At 73.3% G+C, this 25,175-nt stretch carries 18 protein-coding genes; 5 read left to right on the top strand and 13 right to left on the bottom strand.

Translation table 11 applies throughout. The annotated features are described in order from the left end of the window. Positions 1-122: 122 nt before the first annotated feature. Complete coding sequence (locus ACWD4P_RS26640; RefSeq protein WP_359828390.1) at positions 123-608, bottom strand: ribose-5-phosphate isomerase; 486 nt, start codon at positions 606-608, stop codon at positions 123-125. 73 nt (positions 609-681) lie between these two features. Beyond that, positions 682-1,281 (bottom strand): biotin transporter BioY, encoded by a 600-nt coding sequence (locus ACWD4P_RS26635; protein WP_449781313.1) that lies wholly within the window; start codon positions 1,279-1,281, stop codon positions 682-684. 264 nt (positions 1,282-1,545) lie between these two features. Here ACWD4P_RS26635 and ACWD4P_RS26630 point away from each other — a divergent pair, with 264 nt between their 5' ends. Continuing rightward, positions 1,546-2,973: an amino acid permease gene (locus tag ACWD4P_RS26630; protein ID WP_449781312.1), complete on the top strand. Its 1,428-nt coding sequence runs from the start codon at positions 1,546-1,548 to the stop codon at positions 2,971-2,973. A 179-nt stretch (positions 2,974-3,152) separates the two neighbouring features. On the opposite strand, the gene ACWD4P_RS26625 is transcribed toward ACWD4P_RS26630, so the two are convergent. Continuing rightward, positions 3,153-3,785, bottom strand: a complete 633-nt coding sequence (locus ACWD4P_RS26625; RefSeq protein ID WP_359828393.1) for a mycothiol-dependent nitroreductase Rv2466c family protein — start codon at positions 3,783-3,785, stop codon at positions 3,153-3,155. A gap of 224 nt (positions 3,786-4,009) precedes the next feature. Between ACWD4P_RS26625 and pepN the strand changes: the two genes are divergently transcribed. Continuing rightward, positions 4,010-6,574 carry an aminopeptidase N gene (gene pepN, locus ACWD4P_RS26620; protein ID WP_449781311.1) on the top strand — a complete coding sequence of 855 codons (2,565 nt, stop codon included), beginning with the start codon at positions 4,010-4,012 and terminating at the stop codon, positions 6,572-6,574. A gap of 193 nt (positions 6,575-6,767) precedes the next feature. Here pepN and ACWD4P_RS26615 read toward each other — a convergent pair whose 3' ends face one another. Further along, positions 6,768-8,075 carry a glycoside hydrolase family 18 protein gene (locus ACWD4P_RS26615; RefSeq protein ID WP_449781310.1) on the bottom strand — a complete coding sequence of 436 codons (1,308 nt, stop codon included), beginning with the start codon at positions 8,073-8,075 and terminating at the stop codon, positions 6,768-6,770. A gap of 165 nt (positions 8,076-8,240) precedes the next feature. Next, positions 8,241-10,886 (bottom strand): aconitate hydratase AcnA, encoded by a 2,646-nt coding sequence (gene acnA, locus ACWD4P_RS26610; protein ID WP_449781309.1) that lies wholly within the window; start codon positions 10,884-10,886, stop codon positions 8,241-8,243. Positions 10,887-11,441: 555 nt separating this feature from the next. On the opposite strand from acnA, the gene ACWD4P_RS26605 reads away from it, so the two are divergent. After that, complete coding sequence (locus ACWD4P_RS26605; RefSeq protein ID WP_359824246.1) at positions 11,442-11,975, top strand: superoxide dismutase family protein; 534 nt, start codon at positions 11,442-11,444, stop codon at positions 11,973-11,975. An 82-nt stretch (positions 11,976-12,057) separates the two neighbouring features. On the opposite strand, the gene argF is transcribed toward ACWD4P_RS26605, so the two are convergent. The 3 genes from argF to ACWD4P_RS26590 all read right to left on the bottom strand — a co-directional run bounded on the left by argF (position 12,058) and on the right by ACWD4P_RS26590 (position 17,614). Further along, on the bottom strand, positions 12,058-13,059 hold the full coding sequence (gene argF / locus ACWD4P_RS26600) for an ornithine carbamoyltransferase (RefSeq protein ID WP_449781308.1): 1,002 nt from the start codon (positions 13,057-13,059) through the stop codon (positions 12,058-12,060). A gap of 233 nt (positions 13,060-13,292) precedes the next feature. Further along, positions 13,293-16,031, bottom strand: a complete 2,739-nt coding sequence (locus ACWD4P_RS26595; RefSeq protein ID WP_449781307.1) for a polynucleotide kinase-phosphatase — start codon at positions 16,029-16,031, stop codon at positions 13,293-13,295. Next, positions 16,028-17,614 carry a 3' terminal RNA ribose 2'-O-methyltransferase Hen1 gene (locus tag ACWD4P_RS26590; RefSeq protein WP_449781306.1) on the bottom strand — a complete coding sequence of 529 codons (1,587 nt, stop codon included), beginning with the start codon at positions 17,612-17,614 and terminating at the stop codon, positions 16,028-16,030. Before ACWD4P_RS26590 ends, ACWD4P_RS26595 begins: the two co-directional genes overlap by 4 nt. A gap of 141 nt (positions 17,615-17,755) precedes the next feature. On the opposite strand from ACWD4P_RS26590, the gene dapD reads away from it, so the two are divergent. Further along, positions 17,756-18,760 (top strand): 2,3,4,5-tetrahydropyridine-2,6-dicarboxylate N-succinyltransferase, encoded by a 1,005-nt coding sequence (gene dapD, locus ACWD4P_RS26585; protein ID WP_359824255.1) that lies wholly within the window; start codon positions 17,756-17,758, stop codon positions 18,758-18,760. Between the two features lie 192 nt (positions 18,761-18,952). Here the strand turns inward: dapD and ACWD4P_RS26580 are convergent, their stop codons facing one another. Then, complete coding sequence (locus ACWD4P_RS26580) at positions 18,953-19,252, bottom strand: DUF6087 family protein (RefSeq protein WP_359824256.1); 300 nt, start codon at positions 19,250-19,252, stop codon at positions 18,953-18,955. Positions 19,253-19,368: 116 nt separating this feature from the next. After that, positions 19,369-21,525, bottom strand: coding sequence for an RNA polymerase recycling motor ATPase HelR (gene helR / locus ACWD4P_RS26575; protein WP_449781305.1), 2,157 nt, complete (start codon positions 21,523-21,525; stop codon positions 19,369-19,371). A 411-nt stretch (positions 21,526-21,936) separates the two neighbouring features. Between helR and ACWD4P_RS26570 the strand changes: the two genes are divergently transcribed. Further along, the gene (locus ACWD4P_RS26570; RefSeq protein ID WP_359824261.1) at positions 21,937-22,173 is read left to right on the top strand and encodes a hypothetical protein; all 237 of its coding nucleotides are present in this window, start codon (positions 21,937-21,939) and stop codon (positions 22,171-22,173) included. On the opposite strand, the gene ACWD4P_RS26565 is transcribed toward ACWD4P_RS26570, so the two are convergent. From ACWD4P_RS26565 to ACWD4P_RS26555, 3 genes are all read right to left on the bottom strand, one after another. Beyond that, positions 22,119-22,874: a DUF6099 family protein gene (locus tag ACWD4P_RS26565; RefSeq protein ID WP_449781304.1), complete on the bottom strand. Its 756-nt coding sequence runs from the start codon at positions 22,872-22,874 to the stop codon at positions 22,119-22,121. The genes ACWD4P_RS26570 and ACWD4P_RS26565 overlap by 55 nt on opposite strands. A gap of 166 nt (positions 22,875-23,040) precedes the next feature. Beyond that, positions 23,041-23,439: a nucleotide pyrophosphohydrolase gene (locus ACWD4P_RS26560; protein ID WP_359824286.1), complete on the bottom strand. Its 399-nt coding sequence runs from the start codon at positions 23,437-23,439 to the stop codon at positions 23,041-23,043. Positions 23,440-23,447: 8 nt separating this feature from the next. Beyond that, positions 23,448-24,974 carry an AAA family ATPase gene (locus ACWD4P_RS26555; protein ID WP_449781303.1) on the bottom strand — a complete coding sequence of 509 codons (1,527 nt, stop codon included), beginning with the start codon at positions 24,972-24,974 and terminating at the stop codon, positions 23,448-23,450. Between the last annotated feature and the right edge of the window lie 201 nt (positions 24,975-25,175).

Here is a 25,175-nt window from a genome sequence, read left to right as displayed (position 1 = left end):
CCAGGAAGTTGAACAGGGCCATGGTGATCTGGTGGGCGGCCACCTGGTCGTCGCCGAGCCGGGCGGCCACCGCGGTGGCGGTCATCAGCCCGGGCCGGCCGCCGGGGACGGTGGGTGGCGGATCAGCCCTGCGGGTGGTGGGCCGGGATCGGCGGGAGTTCGCCGGTGGTCTCGTACTCGCTCAGCATCTCGATCCGGCGGGTGTGCCGGGGCTCGCCGCTGTACGGGGTCTCCAGGAAGACCTTGACGAACTCGGTGGCCTCGTCCTGGGTGTGCATGCGGCCGCCGATGGAGATCACGTTGGCGTTGTTGTGCTGACGGCCGAGCTCGGCGGTCTGCACGCTCCAGGCCAGTGCGGCCCGGACGCCCTTGACCTTGTTGGCGGCGATCGCCTCGCCGTTGCCCGAGCCGCCGATCACGATGCCCAGGGCGTCCTCGTCGGCGGCGGTGCGCTCGGCGGCACGCAGGCAGAACGGCGGGTAGTCGTCCTCGGCGTCGTAGATGTGCGGCCCGCAGTCGACCGGCTCGTGGCCGGCCCCCTTGAGCCACTCCACGAGGTGGTTCTTCAGTTCGTATCCGGCATGGTCGGAGCCCAGGTACACGCGCATGCCCATGAGTGTGGCATGCGCGTGCGCCCGGGCCCGACAACGGGTGCGCCGACGGGGGGCGCCGACGGCGCGGTCAGCGCCGGCCGAGCAGCTTCCAGGCCAGCGGCAGGGCGCCGGCGGCGAGGGCGGCCTTGAGGGCGTCGCCGACCAGGTACGGGTAGAGGCCGAGTTCGGCGGCGCGGGCGAGCGACACGTGCAGCGACAGCGCCAGGTACGGGACGCCGACCGCGTAGATGGCGAGGCTGCCGAGGACCATGGTGACGGCGGTGTTGACCGGGGTGCGGTCGGCGCCGCGGCGGGCCAGCGCGCCGGTCAGGGCGGCGGCGACGACGAAGCCGAGCACGTAGCCGAAGGAGGCCGTCGCCCAGCCCGAGGTGCCCTCGGCGAACCAGGGCAGGCCCGCCATGCCGGCCAGCAGGTAGAGCACCAGCGAGGCGACGCCGCGGCGGGCGCCGAGCGCGGTGCCGACCAGCAGGGCGGCGAAGGTCTGGCCGGTGACCGGCACCGGCGAGCCGGGGATGTTGACCGACAGCTGGGCGGCCACGCCGGTCAGCGCGGCGCCGCCGGCCACCAGGGCCAGGTCGCGGGCCTGGGCGCCGAGGCGGGTGGAGGCGGCGGGCAGCAGGTCGGCGAGGACGGCGCGGCGCGGTATCGGGGTGGTGGCAGTGGCCATCGGGGCTCCTCGGTGAGGTCCAGGTGAGTGAACACCTGTGAACCTACGCGGTGATCCACGGTGCGAACGGCACGGTTTCGGACAAACCCCTGCCCTCGGGCGTTGTCGGAACCGCCTCGCGACAACTCCTGGTCATGGAATGATCACTTCCGGTTTCGGTGCGGTCCGCATGATGAGCCTGAGCCGGTCATCTTTGGCATGGACAGGGGTGTCGCGGATATTGGACAGCTCATGCCGCACACCGCACAGTCTGGAACCATCCCTATGGCCCCCACTTCCGCCCCTCCGGCGACCGGGACCCCCGAACGCACTCGGCGGGCCGCCGGCCCGGCGTCGGGTGGCCAGCAGCTCTCCCACGGGCTGAAGCAGCGCCACCTGTCGATGATCGCCCTCGGCGGCGTGATCGGCGCCGGCCTCTTCGTCGGCTCCGGCGCCGGCATCGCGGCCGCCGGCCCGGCGATCATCCTGGCGTTCGTGCTCTCCGGTCTCCTGGTCATGCTGATCATGCGGATGCTCGGCGAGATGTCCGCCGCCCGGCCCGCCTCCGGCTCGTTCTCGGTGCACGCCGAGAAGGAGATCGGCCCCTGGGCCGGGCTCACCGCCGGCTGGATGTACTGGGTGATGCTCTGCTGCGGCGTCGCCGCCGAGGCCACCGCCGCCGGGAAGATCGTCAACGGCTGGATCCCCGGCGTCTCCGTCTGGGTGTGGGTCGGCCTGTTCATGACCTTCTTCTGCGCCAGCAACCTCACCGCGGTGAAGAACTTCGGCGAGTTCGAGTTCTGGTTCGCCGCGATCAAGATCGCCGCGATCGTCACCTTCCTGGTCCTCGGCGGGCTCGGCATCGCCGGCGTGATCGGCCCCGGCGCCCCCGGCACCTCGAACCTCGCCGGCCAGGGCGGCTTCCTGCCCAACGGCATCGACGGAGTGATCGTCGGCCTGCTCGCCTCGGTCTTCGCGTACGGCGGTCTGGAGACCGTCACCATCGCCGCCGCCGAGTCCGACGACCCCAAGAAGAACGTCGCCAACGCCGTGCGCACCGCCGTGTGGCGGATCGGGATCTTCTACATCGGATCGATGGCCCTGGTCGTCACCCTGGTCTCCTGGAAGGACCCGAAGGTCGTCGCCGACGGCCCGTACGTCACCGTACTGAGCCACCTCGGGGTGCCCGCCGCGGGAACGATCATGCAGGTGGTGGTGCTGGTCGCGCTGCTGTCCGCGATGAACGCCAACATCTACGGCGCCTCCCGGATGGCGTACTCGCTGGTCGGCCGCGGCCAGGGCCCCCGGTCGCTGGCCAAGGTCAGCGGCGGCGTGCCGCGCAGGGCCGTACTGGCCTCCTGCCTGTTCGGCTTCGCCGCCGTGCTGGCCTCCAAGTTCTGGCCCGCCACGGTGTTCACCTGGCTGATGAACACCACCGGCGTGGCGATCCTGGTCGTCTGGCTGTTCATCTGCGTCGCCCAGCTGCGGATGCGCCGCCGGCTGGAGCGCGAGGCGCCCGAGCTGCTCACCGTGAAGATGTGGGGCTACCCGTACCTGACCTGGGTCGCGCTGGCCGGCGTGGCCGGCATCCTCGCCCTGATGACCACCACCGAGGGCAACCGCGACCAGCTGTACGCGGCGGGCGTGCTGGTCGCGCTGCTCAGCGGCGCCGGGCTGCTCAAGCAGCGCCGGGCCGCCGCAGCCCGGCACTGACCGGCGCGGACGCACCGCGGCGAGGGCCCGGTACCGGGATCGGTACCGGGCCCTCGCCGCAGGTCAGGGGCCTCGCCGCGGGTGCGTGCCCTCGCCGCACGTCAGGGCCCTCGCCGCAGGTCAGGGCCCTCGCCGCAGGTCAGGAGCCTCGCCGCGGGCCGGGGCAGGCTACGGGCGGCTCACTCGAAGGACGGGCCGGCCGTACGGGTGCGCTTGATCTCGTAGAAACCCGGGGTGGAGGCCACCAGCAGGGTGCCGTCCCACAGCCGGGCCGCGGCCTCGCCCTTCGGCGCGGGGGTGACCACCGGGCCGAAGAACGCCACCCGCTCGCCGTCCACGCCCTCGACCGCGATCACCGGGGTGCCGACGTCCTCGCCGACCAGGGTTATGCCCTCCTTGTGCGAGGCGCGCAGGGCCTCGTCGTGGGCGTCCGTGTCGGCCGCGGCGGCCAGCTCGGCGGGCAGGCCCGCGGCCACCAGGGCGGCCTCGACCGTCTCCCGGTCCTGCGGCAGGCCCTGGTTGTGGAAACGCAGGCCCAGCTCGGTGTAGAGCCGGCCCAGCACCTCCGGCCCGTGCTGCTCCGCGGCGGCGACGCAGACCCGCACCGCGCCCCAGGCCTTGTCCAGGAACTCCCGGTACTCCGCCGGGAGGTCGCGGTGCTCGTTGAGCACCGACAGGCTCATCACGTGCCAGCGCACGTCGACCGGGCGCAGCTGCTGGACCTCGATCAGCCAGCGGGAGGTCATCCACGCCCAGGGGCAGGCCGGGTCGAACCAGAAGTCGGCGGTCTTGCGCTCAGCGGCAGTCGTCACTGCGGGTGTCCTTCGTGAGGTGGTCCGGGGCCGGGAGGAGGTTCCGCCCACGGACGCCAACACCCGCCCGACACCGCTGATTCCGGTTCGGACGCCGCAGTCTGTGCAATGGTACCGGCGGCACGGGCCGTGAAAGGATGACCCCGCGCGCGGAGCACACCCCGCGCCGAGACCGCACCACCCACAGGCGCACCACCGTGCGAGCCGGACAAAGGAGTACCGCCGTGCCGGGCAAGAACCTCAGCCGCGACGAGGCGCAGCAGCGGGCCAGCATCCTGGCCGTGGACGGCTACCAGGTACGGCTGGACGTGACCTCGGCCCCCGACCGGGCGGCCGGCACCTTCCGCTCCACCACCACCGTCACCTTCCGCTGCTCCCAGCCCGGTGCGGACACCTTCCTCGACCTGCTCGCCCCCGCCGTCCGCTCGGTCACCCTCAACGGCCGCGCCCTCGACCCGGCCACCGCCTACGACGGCGCCCGGGTGCACGTCGACGGCCTGGCCGCCGAGAACGTGCTGACCGTCGAGGCCGACTGCGCCTACAGCCGCACCGGCGAGGGCCTGCACCGCTTCGTCGACCCGGTGGACGGCGAGACCTACCTCTACACCCACTACGAGCCGGCCGACGCCCGCCGGGTGTTCGCGAACTTCGAACAGCCCGACCTGAAGGCCCCGTTCACCTTCACCGTGACCGCCCCGGCCGCCTGGGACGTCTGGTCCAACGCCGCGCACGAGAGCGTCGGCGCCGAGGGCGAGGCGCGCACCTGGGAGTTCGCGCCGACCAAGCCGATCTCCACCTACCTCACCGCCGTCGTCGCCGGCCCGTACCACGTCGTCCGCGACCACTACCGCCGCGACCTGGCCGACGGCACCGCGCTGGAGATCCCGCTCTCCGCGATGTGCCGCAAGTCGCTGGCCCCGCACTTCGACGCGGAGGAGATCCTTGGCGTCACCAAGCTCGGGCTCGACTTCTTCCACGAGGAGTTCGACTACCCGTACCCCTTCGGCAAGTACGACCAGGCCTTCGTCCCCGAGTACAACATCGGCGCGATGGAGAACCCCGGCTGCGTCACCTTCCGCGAGGAGTTCGTCTTCCGCTCGAAGGTCACCGACGCCGCGTACGAGGGCCGGGCCAACGTCATCCTGCACGAGATGGCGCACATGTGGTTCGGCGACCTGGTCACCATGCGCTGGTGGGACGACCTGTGGCTGAAGGAGTCCTTCGCCGACTTCATGGGCTCCTACGGCCTGATCGGCGCCCGCACCCGCTACTCCTCGGCCTGGGTCACCTTCGCCAACCAGCGCAAGGCCTGGGCCTACCGGCAGGACCAGTTCCCCACCACCCACCCGATCACCGCGGACATCCGGGACCTCGAGGACGCCAAGCTCAACTTCGACGGCATCACCTACGCCAAGGGCGCGTCCGTCCTCAAGCAGCTGGTGGCGTACGTCGGTTCGGAGGCCTTCTTCGAGGGCGCCCGCCGCTACTTCAAGCGCCACGCCTTCGGCAACACCGAGCTGGGCGACCTGCTGGAGGTGCTGGAGGAGACCAGCGGCCGCGACCTCAAGTCCTGGGCCGCCGCCTGGCTCCAGACCTCCGGGGTCAACGCGCTCACCCCGCAGGTCACCACCGACGCCGAGGGCCGGATCACCGAGCTGGCCGTGCTCCAGGACGGCGAGGTGCTGCGCCCGCACCGGATCGCGGTCGGCCTGTACGACCGGGACGCCGACGGCGCCCTGGTGCGCACCGGGCGGATCGAGCTGGACGTCACCGGCTCCCGGACCGTCGTCACCGAGGCCGCCGGCCTGCCCCGTCCGGCGCTGGTGCTGCTCAACGACGAGGACCTGACCTACTGCAAGATCCGCTTCGACGAGGAGTCGCTGGAGACCCTGCGCGCCGGTCTGGGCGACATCCGCGAGGAGCTGTCCCGCGCGCTGACCTGGTCCGCGGTCTGGAACCTCACCCGGGACGGCCTGATGCCGGCCCGCGACTACGTCGCCCTGGTGCTGCGGTTCGCCGGCCAGGAGGGCAACATCGGCGTGCTCCAGTCGCTGCACGCCCAGGCCAAGACCGCCGTCGACCTCTACGCCGACCCGGCCTGGCGCGGCGAGGGCGGCCGGCTGCTCGCCGACGGCGCCCTGCGCGAGCTGCGCGAGGCCGTCCCCGGCAGCGACCACCAGCTGGCCTGGGCCCGCTTCCTCGCCCAGACCGCGGGCGGCGCCGAGCACCTCGGCCTGGTCCGCGGCCTGCTGTCCGGCAGCGCCCGGATCGATGGCCTGGAGGTCGACCAGGACCTGCGCTGGTCGCTGTGGCTGGCGCTGGCGGCGGCCGGCCAGGCCGGCGACGAGGAACTCGACGCCGAGCTGGCCGCCGACAACACCGCGAGCGGCAAGCGGCACCACACCCAGAGCCTGGCCGCCCGGCCCACCGCGGAGGCCAAGGCCGCCGCCTGGTCGGCCGTGATCGACTCGGACGAGCTGCCGAGCGCCCTGGTCGAGGCCAACACGGCGGGCTTCTCGATCCCCTCCCAGCGCGACCTGACCGCGCTCTACGCGGCGCCGTACTTCAAGCTGCTGGAGCGGGTCTGGGCCGACCGGACCATCGAGATCGCGATGCGGATCGTCGGCGGGTTCTTCCCGATCGCCCAGGCCGACGAGCAGACCCTGGCCGGGGCCGACGCCTGGCTGGCGGGGCACCCGCAGGCCGCGCCGGCGCTGCGCCGTCTGGTGCTGGAGCGCCGGGACGACCTGGCCCGCGCGCTGCGGGCGCAGGCCTGCGACCGGGCCTGACGGGCCGTAGGCGGAATCGGTCGGACACGTCGACGGACGTGCGCCGAAAGGACCGTGGGCCCCGGCCGCTCCTGGATTCCAGGGAGCGGCCGGGGCCCACGGCCGTTCGCGGCGCTCGCGGGGCCGGGCGCGCGGTGCGGGGTGCGGGGTTACGGAGTCACGGGGTTACGGAGTCACGGGGTCACGGGAGCCGTCAGCCGCGGCGCAGGCCGCGGTCCAGCGCGGCGATCGCGCTGCCCTGGGCGTCGTCGCCGTCCAGCGACCAGACCATCACGCCCGCCAGGTCGTTCCAGCGCGTGTACTGCGCCTTCTGGGTGAGCACCTCGGCGGTGTCGTAGCTGTAGAAGGTGGTGCCGTCGTACTTCCAGGACGCGCCGTGGTCGCGGTCCAGGTAGACCTTGCCCGGCAGCGCGTTGATCTCCTGGTACGAGTGGTCGGGCGCGGACGCGGTGGCGCTCTGGAAGAGGCCGCCGCGTTTGCCGGGGGCGACGCCGGTCCAGCCGTGGCCGTACAGCGGGGCGCCGAGGACGAGCTGCTCGGAGGGCATCCCGCGCTCCTGGTAGTGGGTGACGGCCGTGTCGGCGCTGCGCCGGCGCGGGTCCGGGTCGGTCGGGTCGGAGTACAGGTTGGCCTGGTGGTTGGCCGGGCCCTTGCCCTCCCACGGGCCGTGCAGGTCGTAGGTCATCACGTTCAGCCAGTCCATCGACTCGCTCAGCTGCGGCAGTTCGAGCCGGTCGGCGACGGTCTCGTTGGCGGCGACGGCGGCGGTCAGCAGGTAGTGCTTGCCCTTCCTGCCGCTCAGCGCGTCCAGCTGGTCGCGGAACTCCTGCATCAGCAGGGTGAAGTTGCGGCCGTCCTCGGGGCGGACCACGTTGCCGGCGTCCCCGCCGCCGCCCGGGTACTCCCAGTCGATGTCGATGCCGTCGAAGACGCCCGCGGCCGCGCCCCGGCCGCCCTCCGGGGAGTCCGCCAGGACCGGCACGTCGCCCTTGATGTAGAGGTCGATGCAGGAGGAGACGAACTTCTTGCGGGCCTCGTCGGTGGCGGCCGCGTCGGAGAAGTACTTGGACCAGGTCCAGCCGCCCAGCGAGATGACCGTGCGCAGCTGGGGGTTCTTCGCCTTGAGCTTGCGCAACTGGTTGAAGTGGCCCTTCAGCGGCTGGCCCGGCGCGTCGGCCACGCCGTCCACCGACTCGGCGGCGGAGAAGGGGCGCTGGTAGTCGTTGCGGGCGTCGCCCTGGCCCGCCTCGTTGCTCTCGAAGCAGGTGCCCTCGGCGGAGACGTTGCCGAAGGCGTAGTTGATGACGGTGAGCTTGGCCGCCTGGCCGGACTCCTGGACCCGCTTGGCGGAGCTGTCGGCGCCCCACTGGGTGAAGTAGCCGACCCGTTGGCCCTTCAGCTTCGGGCCGTGCCGTCCGTCGGCGGCGTTGGCGGTGGCGGGGGCGGCGAGCAGCGCGGCGACGGTGGCGGCGGCGAGCAGGGCTGAGGCGCGAGTGGGCATACCGGACCTGTTCTCTGAAGCGGCATCAATGGTCTGGACCAGATGGCACAGAGGTTTAGTCCATCCACCGTTCACCGCACAAGGGGGCGACCGCAACCGGCGCAGCATGCAAAAGGGGCCGGACCGCGTGGTGCGGTCCGGCCCCTCTCAGGCCTGTGCCGGGACTCAGCCGATCAGCGAGCGCAGCACGTACTGCAGGATGCCGCCGTTGCGGTAGTAGTCCGCCTCACCGGGGGTGTCGATGCGGACGACCGCGTCGAACTCCTTGTCGCCCGCCTTGACCTTGACGGTCTTCGGGGTGCGGCCCTCGTTGAGCTCGGTCACGCCGGTGATGGAGAAGGTCTCCTCGCCGGTCAGGCCCAGGGACTCGGCGTTCTCGCCCTCCGGGAACTGCAGCGGCAGGACGCCCATGCCGATCAGGTTCGAGCGGTGGATGCGCTCGTACGACTCGGCGATGACGGCCTTGACGCCCAGCAGCGCGGTGCCCTTGGCGGCCCAGTCGCGGGACGAGCCGGAGCCGTACTCCTTGCCGGCCAGGACGACCAGCGGGATGCCGGCGGCCTGGTAGTTCTGCGAGGCGTCGTAGATGAACGACACCGGCGCGTCGGCCTGGGTGAAGTCGCGGGTGTAGCCGCCCTCGGTGCCCGGCGCGATCTGGTTGCGCAGGCGGATGTTGGCGAAGGTGCCTCGGATCATCACCTCGTGGTTGCCACGACGGGAACCGTAGGAGTTGAAGTCGCGCTTCTCGACACCGTTGGCGGTCAGGTACTGAGCCGCCGGGGTGCCCGGCTTGATGTTGCCGGCCGGGGAGATGTGGTCGGTGGTGACCGAGTCGCCCAGCTTGGCCAGGACGCGGGCGCCGGCGATGTCGGTCACCGGGCTCGGGGTCTTGGCCATGCCCTCGAAGTACGGGGGCTTGCGGACGTAGGTGGACTCGGTGTCCCACTCGAAGGTGTTGCCGGTCGGGACCGGGAGCGACTGCCAGCGGTGGTCACCGGCGAAGACGTCCTGGTAGCCCTTGTCGAACATGGCCTCGTCGATGGAGCCGGCCACGGTGTCCGCGACCTCCTGCTCCGACGGCCAGATGTCGGCGAGGAAGACGTCGTTGCCGTCGGCGTCCTGGCCCAGGGCGTCCTTGGTGATGTCGACGTTCATGTTGCCGGCGAGGGCGTAGGCGACCACCAGCGGCGGGGAGGCCAGGTAGTTCATCTTGACGTCGGGGTTGATCCGGCCCTCGAAGTTGCGGTTGCCGGAGAGCACCGAGACGACCGCGAGGTCGGACTCGTTGACGGCGGCCGAGACCTCCTCGGGCAGCGGGCCCGAGTTGCCGATGCAGGTGACGCAGCCGTAGCCGACCAGGTTGAAGCCCAGCTTCTCCATGTACGGGAGCAGGCCGGCCTTCTCGTAGTAGTCCATGACGACCTTGGAGCCCGGCGCCAGGGTGGTCTTGACCCAGGGCTTGACGTGCAGGCCCTTCTCCACGGCCTTCTTCGCCAGCAGGGCGGCGCCCAGCATGACGGAGGGGTTGGAGGTGTTGGTGCAGGAGGTGATCGAGGCGATCACGACCGCGCCGTTGTCGATCTCGTAGGACGAGCCGTCGGGGGCGGTGACGGCGGTCGGCTTCGAGGCCTCGGAGGAGTAGGTCGGCAGCGCCTCGGCGAACCTGTCGGCGGCCTCGGCCAGGACCACGCGGTCCTGCGGGCGCTTCGGGCCGGAGATCGACGGGACGACGGTGGAGACGTCCAGCTCCAGGTACTCGGAGTAGACCGGCTCGTGCGACGGGTTGTGCCAGAGACCCTGCTCCTTGGCGTACGCCTCGACCAGGGCGAGCTGCTGCGCGTCACGGCCGGTGAGCTTCAGGTAGTTGATCGTCTCGGCGTCGATCGGGAAGATCGCGCAGGTCGAGCCGAACTCCGGCGACATGTTGCCGATGGTGGCGCGGTTGGCCAGCGGGATGGAGCCGATGCCGTCGCCGTAGAACTCGACGAACTTGCCGACCACACCGTGCTTGCGCAGCATCTCGGTGATGGTGAGCACCAGGTCGGTGGCGGTGGTGCCGGCCGGCAGCTCGCCGGTCAGCTTGAAGCCGACGACGCGCGGGATCAGCATGGAGACCGGCTGGCCGAGCATCGCGGCCTCGGCCTCGATGCCGCCGACGCCCCAGCCCAGCACGCCCAGGCCGTTGACCATGGTGGTGTGCGAGTCGGTGCCGACGCAGGTGTCCGGGTAGGCCTGGCCGCCGCGGACCATGACGGTGCGGGCCAGGTGCTCGATGTTCACCTGGTGGACGATGCCGGTGCCCGGCGGGACGACCTTGAACTCGTCGAAGGCGGTCTGGCCCCAGCGCAGGAACTGGTAGCGCTCCTTGTTGCGGCCGTACTCGATCTCGACGTTCTGGGTGAACGCGTCCTTGGTGCCGAACTTGTCGGCGATGACCGAGTGGTCGATGACCAGCTCGGCCGGGGCCAGCGGGTTGATCTTCGCCGGGTCGCCGCCCAGCTCCTTGACGGCCTCACGCATGGTGGCGAGGTCGACGACGCACGGCACACCGGTGAAGTCCTGCATGATCACGCGGGCCGGGGTGAACTGGATCTCCTGGCTCGGCTGGGCGTTCTCGTCCCAGTTGCCGAGGGCGCGGATGTGGTCGGCGGTGATGTTCGCGCCGTCCTCCGTGCGGAGCAGGTTCTCCAGCAGCACCTTGAGGCTGTACGGCAGCCGCTCGGAACCCTCGACGGCGGAGAGCTTGAAGATCTCGTACGACTCGTCGCCCACCTGCAGCGAGCTGCGGGCGTCGAAGCTGTTCGCGGACACGACTGACTCCTTCTGGGTGCTTCGTGCGATATCCGGCCGTCACGCGGTGGTAAGGTCAGCCTTACTTAGGCTTACCTTCCCCGCATCGCCGGCGAGCGCCTCTCGGCAAGTATCTTGATGTCGAGATATATCGTAAGGGGCAGTTATCTCGATGTCGAGATAAACCATAGTGCATGCCATGGCCCGCCGGTCGTCCGGGCCGCACCGCTCGCGTTCCGGCCCGACCGGACGGACCGCACCGGCCACCACGGCGGCCGCCGACAGCGGCGCCACCACCACAAGCTCACCACCGGAAGCGCCGGTCGGCGAGGGGGCGGTCCCCACCAGCGGGGCCCCCCGCACTGCTCCCCCACCGTTTCCCCCGCCGTTCGCCCCCGGTTCACCCCGGGCCCGCGCCCCGTACGGCCCGGGCGCCCGAACGCGTGCGCGCTCCCCCACCCACGCCCGCACCGCGACCCCCACGGGATCCGGCCCGACACGGACCGAGGGTGTCCTCGGGGCCCCGGGCCGCGTTAGCAGGGCGACCGACGCCCCGCCCCGGAAGGCTCCGCCCCGATGACCGCTCCGCTCGCCGCCGCCCTGCTGCCGCTGGCCCTGCTGGCCCCCGCCGCCTCGCCGGTCTCCGTCGTCGAGGCCGACTTCGACCCGGCCACCGCGTTCGTCCCGCCGGCCGCGATCAGCTACGCGAGCGACCTCGTGCCGTACGGCTCGCACGCCCGGATCGTCACCGACCGCTCACTGCCCGGACGGACGGTGCTCACCCTGACGGCCACCGGGCTCGCCCCCGACCACGAGTTCCCGGTGCACCTGCACACCGGCGGCTGCGGAGCCGACCCGGCCTCCTCCGGACCCCACTACCAGGACCAGGTCGACCCGGTGCAGCCGTCCACCGACCCGGCGTACGCCAACGAGCGCAACGAGCTGCGGCTGACGCTGCGCACCGACGGACAGGGCCGGGGCAGCGCCACCACCGCGGTGGCCTGGCAGCCGCGGCCGGGCGAGGCGCGCTCGCTGGTGCTGCACGCGGGCACCCCGGCCGCCCCGCACGCGGCGGGCGACCGGGTGGCCTGCGTCAAGCTGGACGACTGAGGCCCCGGACACGGGGCTGCCGGGGCGCCGGGCTCGGGGCTTCCCGGCGGGAGGCCTCCCGGAAAGGGCCTCTCGGCGCGGGTCAGGAGCCGAGGGTGGCGACCAGCACCGCCTTGATGGTGTGCAGCCGGTTCTCGGCCTGGTCGAACACGATGGAGTGCGCCGACTCGAACAGCTCGTCGGTGCATTCCAGCTCGGCCATGCCGGTCGCCTCGTACATCTGCCGCCCGAGCACCGTGCCGAGGTCGTGGAAGGCCGGCAGGCAGTGCAGGAACTTCACGTCGGGGTTGCCGGTGGCCCGGACGGTGTCCATGGAGACCTGGTACGGCTTGAGCAGCTCGATCCGCTCGGCCCAGACCTCCTTGGGCTCGCCCATCGAGACCCAGACGTCGGTGTAGAGGAAGTCGGCTCCGGCCACGCCCTCGGCCACGTCCTCGGTCAGGGTGATCCGGGCACCGGTGGTCCCGGCCAGCGCCCGCGCCGACTCCTGCACCTCCTCGGCGGGCCAGAGCGCGCGCGGCGCGACGATCCGGATGTCCATGCCGAGCAGCGCGCCGGTGACCAGCAGCGAGTTGCCCATGTTGGAGCGGGCGTCACCGAGGTAGGCGAGGGCGACCTCGGGGAGCGGCTTGGCGGTGTGCTCGGTGACGGTGAGCACGTCGGCCAGCATCTGGGTGGGGTGCCACTCGTCGGTCAGCCCGTTCCAGACCGGGACGCCGGCGTACTCGGCCAGCTCCTCGACGATCTCCTGGCCGTGCCCCCGGTACTCGATGCCGTCGAACATCCGGCCGAGCACCCGGGCGGTGTCCTTGATGGACTCCTTGTGGCCGATCTGCGAGCCCGAAGGGTCCAGGTAGGTGGTGGTGGCACCCTGGTCGTGGGCGGCCACCTCGAAGGCACAGCGGGTGCGGGTGGAGGTCTTCTCGAAGATCAGCGCGATGTTCTTCCCGCGCAGCCGGGGCTGCTCGGTGCCCGCGTACTTCGCCGCCTTGAGCGTGGCGGCGAGGTCCACCAGGAAGCGGAACTCCTGGGGCGTGAAGTCGAGCTCCTTGAGGAAGTGCCTGTTCCGGAGGTTGAAGGCCATGCCGGGCTCCTGGGGTTACGGGACTGCGGGGAAAGCGAAAGCATATACGATGCTCCGAATTTCTATACAGCGGCGGGGCGGGTGAGGGGAGACCGCGGGGGCTCCCCTCACCCGGCACCGGCCTCACGGACGCCGGTCGGCGCGGTGAGGATCGCCGGTCGGCACCGTCAGGATCGCCGGTCGGCACCTGCCGAAACGCCGGCCGCCACCTGCCGGAACGCGGGTCGGCGCCGTCACAGGCGCGGGTCGACCGGCTCCGACTCCAGCGCGAGCACCGCGAAGACGGGCTCGTGCACCCGCCACAGCGGCTCCCCCGCCGCCAGCCGGTCCAGCGCCTCCAGGCCCAGCGCGTACTCCCGCAGCGCCAGCGAACGCTTGTGGCCCAACGCGCGCAGGCGCAACCGGTCGAGGTGCTCGGTGTAGTCCGGGCCGTAGATGATCCGCAGGTACTCCCGGCCGCGCACCTTCACCCCGGGCTGCACCAGACCGCCCGGCCTGCCCTCGCCCCGCGCCGTACGGGCCATCGAGGCCAGCGGCTTGACCACCATGCCCTCGCCGCCCGCCCCGGTCAGCTCCTCCCACCAGGCGGTGGCGGCGGCCATCGAGGCCTCGTCCTCGGTGTCCACCAGGATTCGGCGGGTGCCGTGCAGCACCGGCTCCTTCCGCTCGGCGCCGCCGGCGAGGCCGTCAGGGCCGTTCGAACCCTCCGGGCCCGCCGGGGCCGCGTCGGCGGCCACCAGGCGGTCGATCCGGGCCAGGTGCTCGTCGTGCGGGCGCACCGCGAGATTCGCCCCCTCGGCCGCGAGCAGTTGGAACGGCGCGAGCCGGATGCCCGACAGGCCCTCGGTCGGCCAGCAGTAGCGCCGGTACGCCTCGGTGAACGCCTGCGCGTCGGCCGCGCGCTGCCGCTGGCGGGCGGTCAGCCCGGCCAGGTCCAGACCGCGCCCGGCCGCCCGCTCCAGCGCGGACAGCACCTCCGGCAGGGCGGCGCCCGCCGCCGCGCCGACCGCCGCGTACTGACGGCGCAGCAGTTCCACCGCCTTCAGCGACCAGGGCATCAGCTCCGCGTCCAGCAGCAGCCAGTCGGTGGCCAGCTCCTCGAAGAGCCCGGCACGCTCGGCGGCCGCCCGGACCCTGTCGAGCACGGCGCCGGTCAGCTCCTCGTCGGCGAGGAAGGCCCGGCCGGTCCGGGTCCAGATCGCTCCGGGGCCGCCCACACCGAAGCGGCGCTCCAGCGCGGCCCCGTCGCGGGCGACCAGCAGCACGGCGCGCGAGCCCATGTGCTTCTCCTCGCAGACCAGGTGCCGCACACCGTCCGCCCGGTAGCCGAGGAAGGCCTCCTCCGGGTGCTCCAGGTAGCCGTCCCGGCGGGAGGTGGCGCTCGGCGCCATGGTCGGCGGCAGGTAGGCGAGCAGCCGCGGGTCCAGCGCGAAGCGGCTCATCACCTCCAGCGCCGCGGCCGCGTTCTCCTCCCGGACCGCCACCCGCCCGTGCAGCCCGGTCTCGACGACCCGGCGTCCGGCCACGTCGGCGAGGTCCAGCGGACGGCCCTCGCGAGCGCCCGGCGCATCGGTGGTCAGCGGGCGCACCGGGGCGTACCACTCGCGCTCGGCCTCGACGGCCACCAGCTCGCGCTCCGGGTAGCGCAGCGCGGTCAGACTGCCGCCGAAGACGCAGCCGGTGTCCAGGCAGATGGTGTTGTTGACGAAGCTCGCGGTCGGCACCGGGGTGTGGCCGTAGACCACCAGTGCCCGGCCGCGGTACTCCTCCGCCCACGGGTAGCGCACCGGGAGGCCGTACTCGTCGGTCTCGCCCGTGGACTCCCCGTACAGCGCGTGCGAGCGGACCCGGCCGGAGTTGCGGCCGTGGTACTTCTCCGGCAGACCGGCGTGGCAGACCACCAGGGCGCCGCCGTCCAGCAGGTAGTGGCTGACCAGGCCGCGCATGAACGCGCGGACCTCGGCCCGGAACTCCTCGCTCTCCCCCGCCAACTGGTCCAGCGACTCCTGGAGGCCGTAGGCGACGGTGACCTTCTTGCCGTCCATCGCCCGGCCGAGCTTGTTCTCGTGGTTGCCCGGCACGCAGAGCGCGTGGCCGGCCGCCACCATGCCCATCACCAGGCGCAGCACGCCGGGTGTGTCGGGGCCGCGGTCGACCAGGTCGCCGACGAAGACGGCGGTACGGCCCTCGGGGTGGGCGGCGTCCACCGGGCGGCCCTCCGCGTCCCGGGTCAGGGTGTAGCCGAGCCGGGCCAGCAGGGTCTCCAGCTCGGAGCGGCAGCCGTGGATGTCGCCGACGATGTCGAACGGGCCGGTGAGGTGGCGCAGGTCGTTGTAGCGCTTCTCCAGCTCGATCCCGGCGGCCGTCACCTCGGCCTCGCCGCGCAGGACGTGCACCTTGCGGAAGCCCTCGCGTTCCAGGCCCCGCAGGGACCGGCGCAGCTCCCGGTGCTGGCGGGGGATCACATGGGCCGGCAGCTGACGATCCGGACGGGAGCGGTTGCGCTCGGCGCACACCCCCGGCGGGACGTCCAGGACGATCGCGATCGGCAGGACGTCGTGCTCGCGGGCGATCTCGACCAGCCGGCGGCGGGCCTCGGGCTGGACGTTCGTGGCGTCCACGACGGTCAGCCGGCCGGCCGCCAGACGCTTGCCGACGATGTAGTAGAGGACGTCGAAGGCCTCCGCGGAGGCGGACTGGTCGTTCTCGTCGTCGGCGACCAGGCCTCGGCAGAAGTCGGAGGAGACCACCTGGGTGGGCGAGAAGTGGCGGCGGGCGAAGGTGGACTTGCCCGCGCCGCTGGTGCCGATCAGGACGACCAGGGAGACGTCGGTGACGGGGAGGCGGCGAGGGGTGGCGGTCTCCGCGTGGTCCTGGTCGTGGTTCCGGTCCGGGTCCTGGTCCGGGTTCTGGTCCGGGTTCTGGTTCCGGTCCTCGCCGTCGCCGGGGGTGTCGGTCGTGTCGTCGGTCATCGGGGCTCGCCTCCTTCGGGCGTCGTGGTCGTGGCGGGCGCGGCGGGTGTGTCGGGTATGACGGGTGGGGCGGGCGAGGTCGTGACGGGTGTGCTCGTGGCGGGTGTCGCGGCCGCGGTGAACAGGGCCAACTGGGTCGGGGCGCCGACCTCCTCGTCCTCCGGGCCGACCGGGCGCAGCTCCACGGTGTAGCCGTACGCGGCGGCGACCTTCCCCGCCCAGGCGCGGAACTCGGCCCGGGACCACTCGAAGCGGTGGTCGGCGTGCCGGACGGTGCCCGCCGGCAGGCTCTCCCAGCGGACGTTGTACTCGGCGTTCGGCGTGGTGACCACGACCGTCCCCGGCCGGGCGGCACCGAACACCGCATACTCCAGGGCGGGCAGCCGCGGCAGGTCCAGGTGCTCGATCACCTCGCACAGCACGGCCGCGTCGAAGCCCTTGAGCCGGGTGTCCGTGTAGGTGAGCGCTCCCTGCACCAGCGTCACCCGGGCCGCCTGACGCTCCGACAACCGCTCCAGGCCCAGCTTACGACTCGCCGCCCGCAGTGCCCTGGTGGAAACGTCCACGCCGAGGATTCCGGTGAACCGGGCGTCCTTGAGCAGCTCGCCGAGCAACTCGCCCTGGCCGCAACCGAGATCGGCGACACGAGCAGCACCGGCCGCACGCAGGGCGGCGAGGATCGCGGCGCGGCGCTGCTCGGCGAGCGAGGGCCGCCCGGGCTCCGCCCGTTCCCGCTCCTCCTCGGGCCGGTCGTCGACCGCGTTGTCGATCTCCTCGACCTCGCGGTCGTCGGCCTCCGCCAGCCGGGCCAGCTCCAGGCGCTCCAGCGCGGCCCGGGTCAGCGACCAGCGCCGGGCCAGGTAGCGGCGGGTGATCAGGGCGCGCTCCGGGTGGGCGGCCAACCAGCCCTGGCCGGCCGCGAGCAGCTTGTCCACCTCGTCCGGGGCGACCCAGTAGTGCTTGGCACCGTCCAGCGCCGGCAACAGCACGTACAGCTGCTGGAGCGCGTCGGCCAGCCGCACCGTCCCGGAGGAGATCGCCATCCGCACGTAGCGGGACTCGCCCCACTCGGGGAACGACTCGTCCAGCGGGATCGCCGTCGCCTCGACCTGCCAGCCCAAGGGCTCGAACAGCCGGACCACCAGGGCCGGGCCACCGCCCTCGCCCGCACCGTTCGCGGGCACGGCGGGCAGCTCGATCCGCAGCGGGCGGGCGCGGCCGGGCAGTTCGGGGCGGGCCGGGCAGACACCCTTCATCGCGGACCGGAACACCGTCCGCAGCGCCACCGCGAGCAGCGAGGACGCGGCGTACGGGCGGTCGTTGACGTACTGGGCGAGCGCGAAGTCGGGCGAGCCGCCGCGCCCCCTGCCGTCGCCCCGGCCCTTGCGGACCAGCGCGATCGGGTCGATGTCCAGCAGCAGTGCCGCCGTGCAGACCTCGTCCCCCGCCTCGGGGTAGAAGACGTGGGCCTCACCGTGCGACGTCGCGAACCGCTGGACCTTGCCGGGGTGCTTGTGCAGCAGGAACCCGAGGTCCGTGGCCGGGTCCTCGGCGCTGCCGGTGGTGGAGATCGACATGAACACCCGCTGAAGTATTGTCGAGCGCCCGGGCGCCGGGCACCGGGTTTTCCCGCCGCCCGGGCCGCCGACCAGCGCCGCCGTCGGGCGCGTCCGCCGGGTGGGCGTGTTCGGCACCGGGGCCCCGCATTGGTTAACGTGCACGGTGTGACTGCTGAATCCACCTCGCTCGAATCCACCTCCGCGGCGAACGGCGCCGTGGCCGCCGGTCTGGCCACCATCGCCGCCGACGGCACCGTCCTCGACACCTGGTTCCCCGCCCCCGCGCTGGCCGCCGAGCCCGGCCCGGCCGGCACCGTCCGCCTGACCGCCGAGCAGGCCGAGGCCGAGCTCGGCGCCGGCGCCGCCGAGGCGCTGCGCGCCGACGCCCGCCGTGGCGTCGAGGTGGTCGCCGTGCGCACCACCATCGCCTCGCTGGACGAGAAGCCGCTCGACACCCACGACGTGTACCTGCGCCTGCACCTGCTCAGCCACCGCCTGGTCAAGCCGCACGGCCAGAACCTGGACGGGATCTTCGGCCTGCTGGCCAACGTCGCGTGGACCAGCATCGGCCCGGTCCCGGTGGACAAGGTCGAGCAGGCCCGTCTCGCCGTGCGCGCCCAGGGCGGCCAGCTGGCCGTCTACGGGATCGACAAGTTCCCGCGGATGACCGACTACGTCGCCCCCGCCGGTGTGCGCATCGCCCACGCCGACCGCGTCCGGCTCGGCGCGCACCTGGCCGCCGGCACCACCGTGATGCACGAGGGCTTCGTCAACTTCAACGCCGGCACGCTGGGCACCTCCATGGTCGAGGGCCGGATCAGCGCGGGCGTCGTGGTCGGCGACCACAGCGACATCGGCGGCGGCGCCTCGATCATGGGCACCCTGTCCGGCGGCGGCAAGCAGGTCGTCTCGGTCGGCGAGCGCTGCCTGCTCGGCGCCAACGCGGGCATCGGCATCTCGCTCGGCAGCGACTGCGTGGTCGAGGCCGGCCTGTACGTGACCGCCGGCACCCGGGTCACCACCCCGGACGGCACGGTGGCCAAGGCCGTCGAGCTGTCCGGCCAGGACAACCTGCTGTTCCGCCGCAACTCGCAGAGCGGCGCGGTCGAGGTCATCGCCCGCTCCGGCTCCTGGGGCGGCCTGAACGCCGACCTGCACGCCCACAACTGACCTGCGGGCAGTGACGACCGGGGTCCGGTGCCGGGTGGCGTCGGGCCCCGGCCGTTTCCCGGGGCCCGACGCCGTGGCCCGGGATTCCGCACGGCTCGGGGTTCCGATCCGCTCGGGGTTCCGAGCCGCTCGGGATTCCACCTCGGCCCTGGCCCGGCCCGGGGTTCCACGCGGTTCGGGTCCGCTCGGACCTCAGGGCTTGCGGTGGCGCCCCGGCGCCTTCCTCGGCCGCCGGTTCGGGCGCCCGGGCCGCGGCGCGCCCGCGCCCTCGGTCCCGTGCAGGATCCGCTGGGCGGTGGCGTAGTCCGCCGCCACCGTCTCCGGCAGCCACTGATAGCCGTCCCAGCGCACGATCAACCTCGGTTCGCCCGGCGCCACATGGGCGCCGCCCGGCCGTCCGCCGGTGAGCCGCACGGCCCTCAACTGCCCGACGGGCCTCAGCCGTTGCTCCCGCCTGGCCGCCCACGACGCCAGCGGTTCCTCCTCGTCCATCGCCCCAGTCTGGCCTCCTCACGCCGTCCGCCGACACCTGCGTCACCCGCCCGGGCGACGCGCGTTCCAGCCCCTCCACGCCCTCCTTCCGTTCCCCCGCTCCCTTCGCCGACTCCTCACGAGCTCCTGAGGACCACCAGCCGCTGGGTCGCCCTGGTCATCGCGACGTAGCGGTCGACCGCCCCCTCGACGCCCCCGCCGAACGCCTCCGGGTCGACCAGGACGACCAGGTCGAATTCGAGCCCCTTGGACAGCTCCGGGGTCAGCGCCCGCACCCGGGGCCGCGCCGCGAAGCCGGGGGCCCCGATCACACAGGCGATCCCCTCGGGGTGCTCGGCGAGCCAGCCGTCCAGGACGGAGTCCAGCTCCGTCACCGGCCCGTGCACGACGGGGATGCCGCTGCTGCGGACGGAGGTCGGCACGTTGGCGTCCGGCAGCGCGGCCCGGATCGCCGGCTCGGCCTCGGCCATGACCTCCTCCGGCGTCCGGTAGTTGATGCTCAGCGAGGCCACCGTGCTCCGGTCGAGCCCGATCCGCTCCAAGCGTTCCTCCCAGGACTCCGTGAACCCGTGTCTGGCCTGCGCCCGGTCCCCGACGATGGTGAAGCTCCGGGACGGGCAGCGCAGCAGCAGCATCTGCCACTGCGCGTCGGTCAGCTCCTGGGCCTCGTCCACCACGATGTGGGCGAACGGCCCGGCGAGCGGCTCCGGGTCGCCGACGGGCAGGGCCGTCTCGTCGACCAGGGTGTCCTGGAGGTCGCGCCCGCGCAGCATCGTCACCGCGCCCTCGCCGTCGTCGTCGGCCTGCAGCAGGTCCCCGATGACGTCGGCCATCCGGGCGCGCTCGGCGGCGACCGCGGCCTCCCGCCGGCGGCGGCGCCGGTCCGCCTCCGGATCGCCGAGCCGCTGCCGGGCCGCGTCCAGCAACGGAAGGTCGGACACCGTCCAGGCCCGGGGCGCGTCCTTGCGCTGGAGCCTGCGGACCTCCTCGGGCGCGAGCCAGGGCGCACACATCCGCAGGTAGGCGGGCACCGACCAGAGGTCGCCGACCAGATCCGCCGCGTCGAGCAGCGGCCAGGCCCGGTCGAGCGTGTCGACCAGCTCGGCGTCCTGCCGCAGCGACCGGCGGAACGGCTCGGGCGGGACCCCTTCGGCGTCGTCCAGCTTGTCCATCAGGATCGTGGCCAGCTCCTCCCAGATCTGCTCGCGGGCCTCGTTGTGCGGGGTGCCCGGGTCCGGCGCGCCGAACGCGTCGGCCCAGTCCTCTGCGCTCAGCCAGAGGTCGGCCCAGGGGGTGGTGACCTCCATCCCCTCCGAGGGCGGCTCCTCGTAGAACCGGACGGCTCGTTCGATCGCCCCCACCATGCCGACCGAGGACTTCAGGCGGGCCGCCTCCTGGTCGTGCTCGACCCCGGCCTTCGCCCCCTCGGCGACGAGGTCCCGCACGGTGCAGGTGCGCACCCCCTCCTCACCGAGGCTGGGCAGGACGTCGGCGACGTACGCCAGGTAGGGCTGGTGCGGGCCGACGAACAGCACGCCGCCGCGCCGGTGGCCGAGCCGGGGGTCGGAGTAGAGCAGGTACGCGGAGCGGTGCAGCGCGACGACCGTCTTCCCGGTGCCCGGACCGCCGTCCACCACCAGGGCGCCCCTGGACCCGGCCCGGATGACGGCGTCCTGATCGGCCTGGATGGTGGCCAGTACGTCCCGCATCCGGGCCGACCGGTTGCCGCCCAGGCTTGCGATGAACGCGGACTGGTCGTCCAGGGCGGCGTGCCCGTCCAGGGCGTCGGCGGTGAACACCTCGTCCCAGTAGTCGCCGATCCGGCCGCCGGTCCAGCGGTACCGGCGCCGGCTCACCAGGCCCATCGGGTCGGCGTGGGTGGCGGCGAAGAACGGCTCGGCCGCGGGCGAGCGCCAGTCGACCAGCAGCCGGCGCCCCTCGCTGTCGGTGAGGCCGAGCCGCCCGATGTACACCGGCTCCGGGCCGTCCGCGAGGACGACCCGCCCAAGGCACAGGTCCAGGCCGAAGCGGCGCAGGGCGCGTAGCCGGCCGGTCAGCCTGTGCACCTCGATGTCCCGGTCCATCGCCTCCCGGCCGAGGCCGCCCGGCGCGCGGCGCAGCGCGTCGAGGCGGTCGGACAGCTCGGCGATCGACTGTTCCAGGCTCTCCGCGACGGCCGCGAAGTGCCGTTCGTCCTCGCCGGTCAGCGCCGGGTCGGCCTTGGCGACGAGGCGGGCGGGAAGGTCGAAAGCGCTGGTGGTGCGGCTGTTCATGGCATCAGCTCCGATCTGAGGCCTGCGATTGTGCGCCACCACGGGGGCCTTGCCGCAAGACCCCCCATGCGCTATACGTTGAGAGTGGCAAGGGGTGGGTTCTCCCCCTGTTCGTCCTCCTTCTCCTCTCCGGGCGCGCTCGACCGCGCCCGGTTCCGGCTCACCGATCACGCTCCGCCCGCGCCTAGCCGAGACGGCGTCACGACGGCAACCCCGGCTCACCCGGGAGGCTTACCGCACAGCGGAGTTGGACCGCATCGGGTGGTGCTCGGGTGACGGCCTCCGGAGCGGTTCGTTGGGTGCTACGGCGGGGGTGGGTGCCCCGGTGGCGGGCAACTGCCACCTCCCGCCGTGCGGCCGAGCCACCGTCGGCCGCTTCACGCCGCGCCACCGATCCGAAGAGGTCCCGTCATGTCCGAACCATCTGCCACGCCGCAGTTCCCGAGCAGCCCGACGGGCTCGGCCGACGGCACCTCGGCCGGACCCGCCACTCCCAAGAGCCTGCTGGAGCAGATGCAGGAACTGCTCGCCTCCGTCACCGCGGACCTCGCCGAACTCCAGGGATCCGTCCCCGGGGGCACCGGCTCCACCGCCTATCCGACCGGCACGGACACCTCCGAGGCCTCGGACGCGCCGGGCACGCGGTAACCCGCCGCCCGTTCCTCCTCGGCCGGCCCGCCCGCACCGGGCGGGCCGCCGAGGTCCGGCGGGCAGCCGCCGGAGGGCACGCCGCCCGGAGGCGCGCCGCCTCCCGGAGGCGCACCGTCGGCGCCCGCCGCACTGCCGACACCGCCCGGCGGACCGACGTCGCCCGGCGGACCGAGCCGGACCACCAGTAACGGCGCCCCGTCGGCCGCCGGCGCCCGCTCCGCCCCACCGAGCGCCGCGGGCTCGGTCTCCCCGGCCCTGACCGCCGCCTCACGCAGCCGTACGGTCAGGTCCTTGCACTCCGACACCGCGTCCACGCCGTCGACGCACGTCCAGTAGAGGCTCTCGGTGTCCGCCCCGCAGGCCAGCACCACCAACGTCTCGCCGACCTCCTGGAGCAGCCCGTCCAGCGCGCCCAGGGCCGGTGCAACGTCCCCCAGGTCGGTGAGCCGCGCGGCCCGGCCGCCGCTCACCAGGGCGGCCCGGACGACGGAGCGGTCCAGGCAGACCGCCGCGTGTGCCCCTGCCTCGGACAGCTGCTGCCCCAGCCCGGTGAGCTCCTCGTCCTCCGACTCCGCCAGCCTGGCGCCCACCGCCTCGGTGAGCAGCGCGGCCTGCCGCGCCTCGGCCAGCACGTCCGGTACGTGCCTGGCCTCGGCCAGGGCGTGCCGGGCCGTCTTGATCAGTCGCAGCGCCTCCATGGCCACCGCTCCTCCCGCTCGCTGTCGCCGCTCCCCCGGGCCGCCGGGAGGGGCGGTCCGAGTGGTGACGGCTGGTCACGGCGACAGCGTGCGAGGAAGAGCGCGAGCGCGCACCCACGTTCTCAAAGGCTGTGGAAAAGTCGGGGCTGTGGATAACTTTCGTCCCTCACAAGGGTTGGTCGTCCACGTCCGAGTTGACGCCGGTCGTATCGTCGCCGGCACCGGGCCCGTCCACCGGCACCGGGAAGCGGAGCTCGTTCCGCTCGATCTTGGCCGCCAGGGCCTCCAACGGGTCCACCCCGACCACCGTGCAGAACTGCAGCAGGTACGCCAGCACGTCCGCGACCTCGTCGTGCACCCGGTGCGCCCGTTCGGGGTCGGACATCACCGCGGCCGCCTGCTCGGGCGTCAGCCACTGGAAGATCTCCAGCAGCTCCCCCGCCTCCACGCTCAGCGCCGCCGCCAGGTTCTTCGGGGTGTGGAAGGGCTCCCACCGCCGGGCCGCCGCGAAGTCCACCAACCGCTGCCGCAGGGCCGCCACGGTGGGCTCCGCCGGCCCCGTCACTCGTTCGCTCACCCCTCCAGGTCTACCGCATCCCGGGCCGCCGCCCCACCGCCGGTCCGAGCCTCCCCTCCGCCCCCCGGGGATCCGGCCGCCCCCTCCCGCTCTGCCGACAGCGCCGCCGACCCCTCCGCCGCCCCCGCGGCCACCTCGTCCGCCGACCGCTCCCCGCCCGCCGCCGCGCCCACTTCCGGCACCTCCCGGGCCGAACCGGCCGCACCCCCGGCCGCCGCCCCGCGCCCGCCCTGGACCGGCACCCGCGCCGTCTCCGGCCGCAGCACCGTGAACCCCGAGTCCGGATCCCGCCGGCACTCGACCAGCACCACCCCTCCCCCGGCACTGCCGCCCAGCACCTCCCGCCCCGCCGCCGGCTCCTGCAGGGCCGCGACCACCCGCAGCTGGCTGCGCTCAGCCATGTCCCGGGCCAGCCGCAGCAGCATGACGGTCTGCTCGGCCGAGAGCCCCGCCCCCAGGTCCTCGGCCAGCACGGTGAGCTGCCGGTGCGCCCACGGCACCTCGGCGGCCACGTCGAGGTCGAGCACACCGGCCCCGGTCAGCAGCACCGCGGCGAAGGCGAGGTGGCGCAGCATGCCGTCGGAGGCCTGGTCGGCCCCGGTGCGCCCGAGGACGCCCTCGTCGAACACGGCGAGGACCCGCCGCACGCCCGCGCTCTCGCGCTCGGCGAGGGCGAGCCCCAGCAGCGGGTGCGGTGCGGCGGCCTGCACGGCCCGCAGCAGTTGCCCGTACCGGCGCTGGCACTCGTTGCTCAGCCGGGCGACGACGGCGGAGATGTTGGCGGCGTTGCTGCGCAGCCGGGCCTGCGGGTCGGCCCGGGCCCAGCCGCGCATCAGCGCGGGGACGGGGTTCAGCGGGAAGACCTCGCGCAGCGCGGTGAGCAGGTCCTCGGTGGCGGCGAGGACGAGGCACTCGCCGGCCGACGAGCCCGCGACCCGCAGCGGCAGCTGCGCGGTGATCATCGTGCCGCTGGGGAACGGCGCCCTGATGTCACCCTGGCGGGTGTCGTTGTGCCAGCAGACGTTGACCCGCCGGTTGCGGACGTCCTGCTCGCCGGTGTCCATCAGGGTGCGGCCGTCGAGGGTGAGCGACTCCCGGGCGATCCGGACCGGGCCGTCGGTGCGGATCACCACGTCGAGCCTGATCAGGCCGTGCGGCGAGCGGACGGTGCAGCCGAGGATGATCGCGTCCCGGCCGTGCGGGACGCACCCGTCCAGACCGCCGCGGACGGGCCCGGCGAGCTGGCCGGTGCGCCCGGGCAGCCCGTCCAGCGAGTCGGCGATCTCCTCACCGAGGGCGAGCCGGGACAGCACGGCCAGCGCGTCGAGGGCGTTGGACTTGCCGACCCCGGCGGGCCCGTGCAGCACGGTGAGGGGCGCGAGCGGCAGCACCGCGCGCCGGTAGGACTTGAACGAGGTGAGCCGGAGCTCCTCGAGGGTGGGGCGCGGCACGGGCGGCCGGTCGGGCGGGGCGCCCGGTCGGAGCGGGGACGGCCCTGCGGGCCTGGTGGCGTCGCGGTTCACCCGTCGGACGTTAGCCGCAGGTCGACCGGCAGAAACGTGCCTGCGCGGCAGATTCATCCCAACGTGGCGCTGGGGGCCGGTCCGCGGACGGCCCCGCACCCGGCGCCGGTACCCGGCCCGCACCGGCGCGGACGGCGAAGCACGAACGGCGAAAACGCGGACGGCGAAAGCATGGACGGCGAAAGCATGGACGGCGGGGCG

The sequence above is a fragment of the Kitasatospora sp. NPDC002543 genome (assembly GCF_053594915.1).
Note: the sequence above shows the minus strand (reverse complement) of the source record. Positions and strands in the feature narration are given on the sequence as shown.

Excerpts from the sequence above, each read along its gene's own strand:
- ACWD4P_RS26640 (WP_359828390.1), bottom strand. The coding sequence starts at position 608 with ATGCGCGTGTACCTGGGCTCCGACCATGCCGGATACGAACTGAAGAAC.
- ACWD4P_RS26635 (WP_449781313.1), bottom strand. The coding sequence starts at position 1,281 with ATGGCCACTGCCACCACCCCGATACCGCGCCGCGCCGTCCTCGCCGAC.
- ACWD4P_RS26630 (WP_449781312.1), top strand. The coding sequence starts at position 1,546 with ATGGCCCCCACTTCCGCCCCTCCGGCGACCGGGACCCCCGAACGCACT.
- ACWD4P_RS26615 (WP_449781310.1), bottom strand. The coding sequence starts at position 8,075 with ATGCCCACTCGCGCCTCAGCCCTGCTCGCCGCCGCCACCGTCGCCGCG.
- ACWD4P_RS26605 (WP_359824246.1), top strand. The coding sequence starts at position 11,442 with ATGACCGCTCCGCTCGCCGCCGCCCTGCTGCCGCTGGCCCTGCTGGCC.
- argF (WP_449781308.1), bottom strand. The coding sequence starts at position 13,059 with ATGGCCTTCAACCTCCGGAACAGGCACTTCCTCAAGGAGCTCGACTTC.
- ACWD4P_RS26595 (WP_449781307.1), bottom strand. The coding sequence starts at position 16,031 with ATGACCGACGACACGACCGACACCCCCGGCGACGGCGAGGACCGGAAC.
- ACWD4P_RS26580 (WP_359824256.1), bottom strand. The coding sequence starts at position 19,252 with ATGGACGAGGAGGAACCGCTGGCGTCGTGGGCGGCCAGGCGGGAGCAA.
- helR (WP_449781305.1), bottom strand. The coding sequence starts at position 21,525 with ATGAACAGCCGCACCACCAGCGCTTTCGACCTTCCCGCCCGCCTCGTC.
- ACWD4P_RS26570 (WP_359824261.1), top strand. The coding sequence starts at position 21,937 with ATGTCCGAACCATCTGCCACGCCGCAGTTCCCGAGCAGCCCGACGGGC.
- ACWD4P_RS26565 (WP_449781304.1), bottom strand. The coding sequence starts at position 22,874 with ATGGAGGCGCTGCGACTGATCAAGACGGCCCGGCACGCCCTGGCCGAG.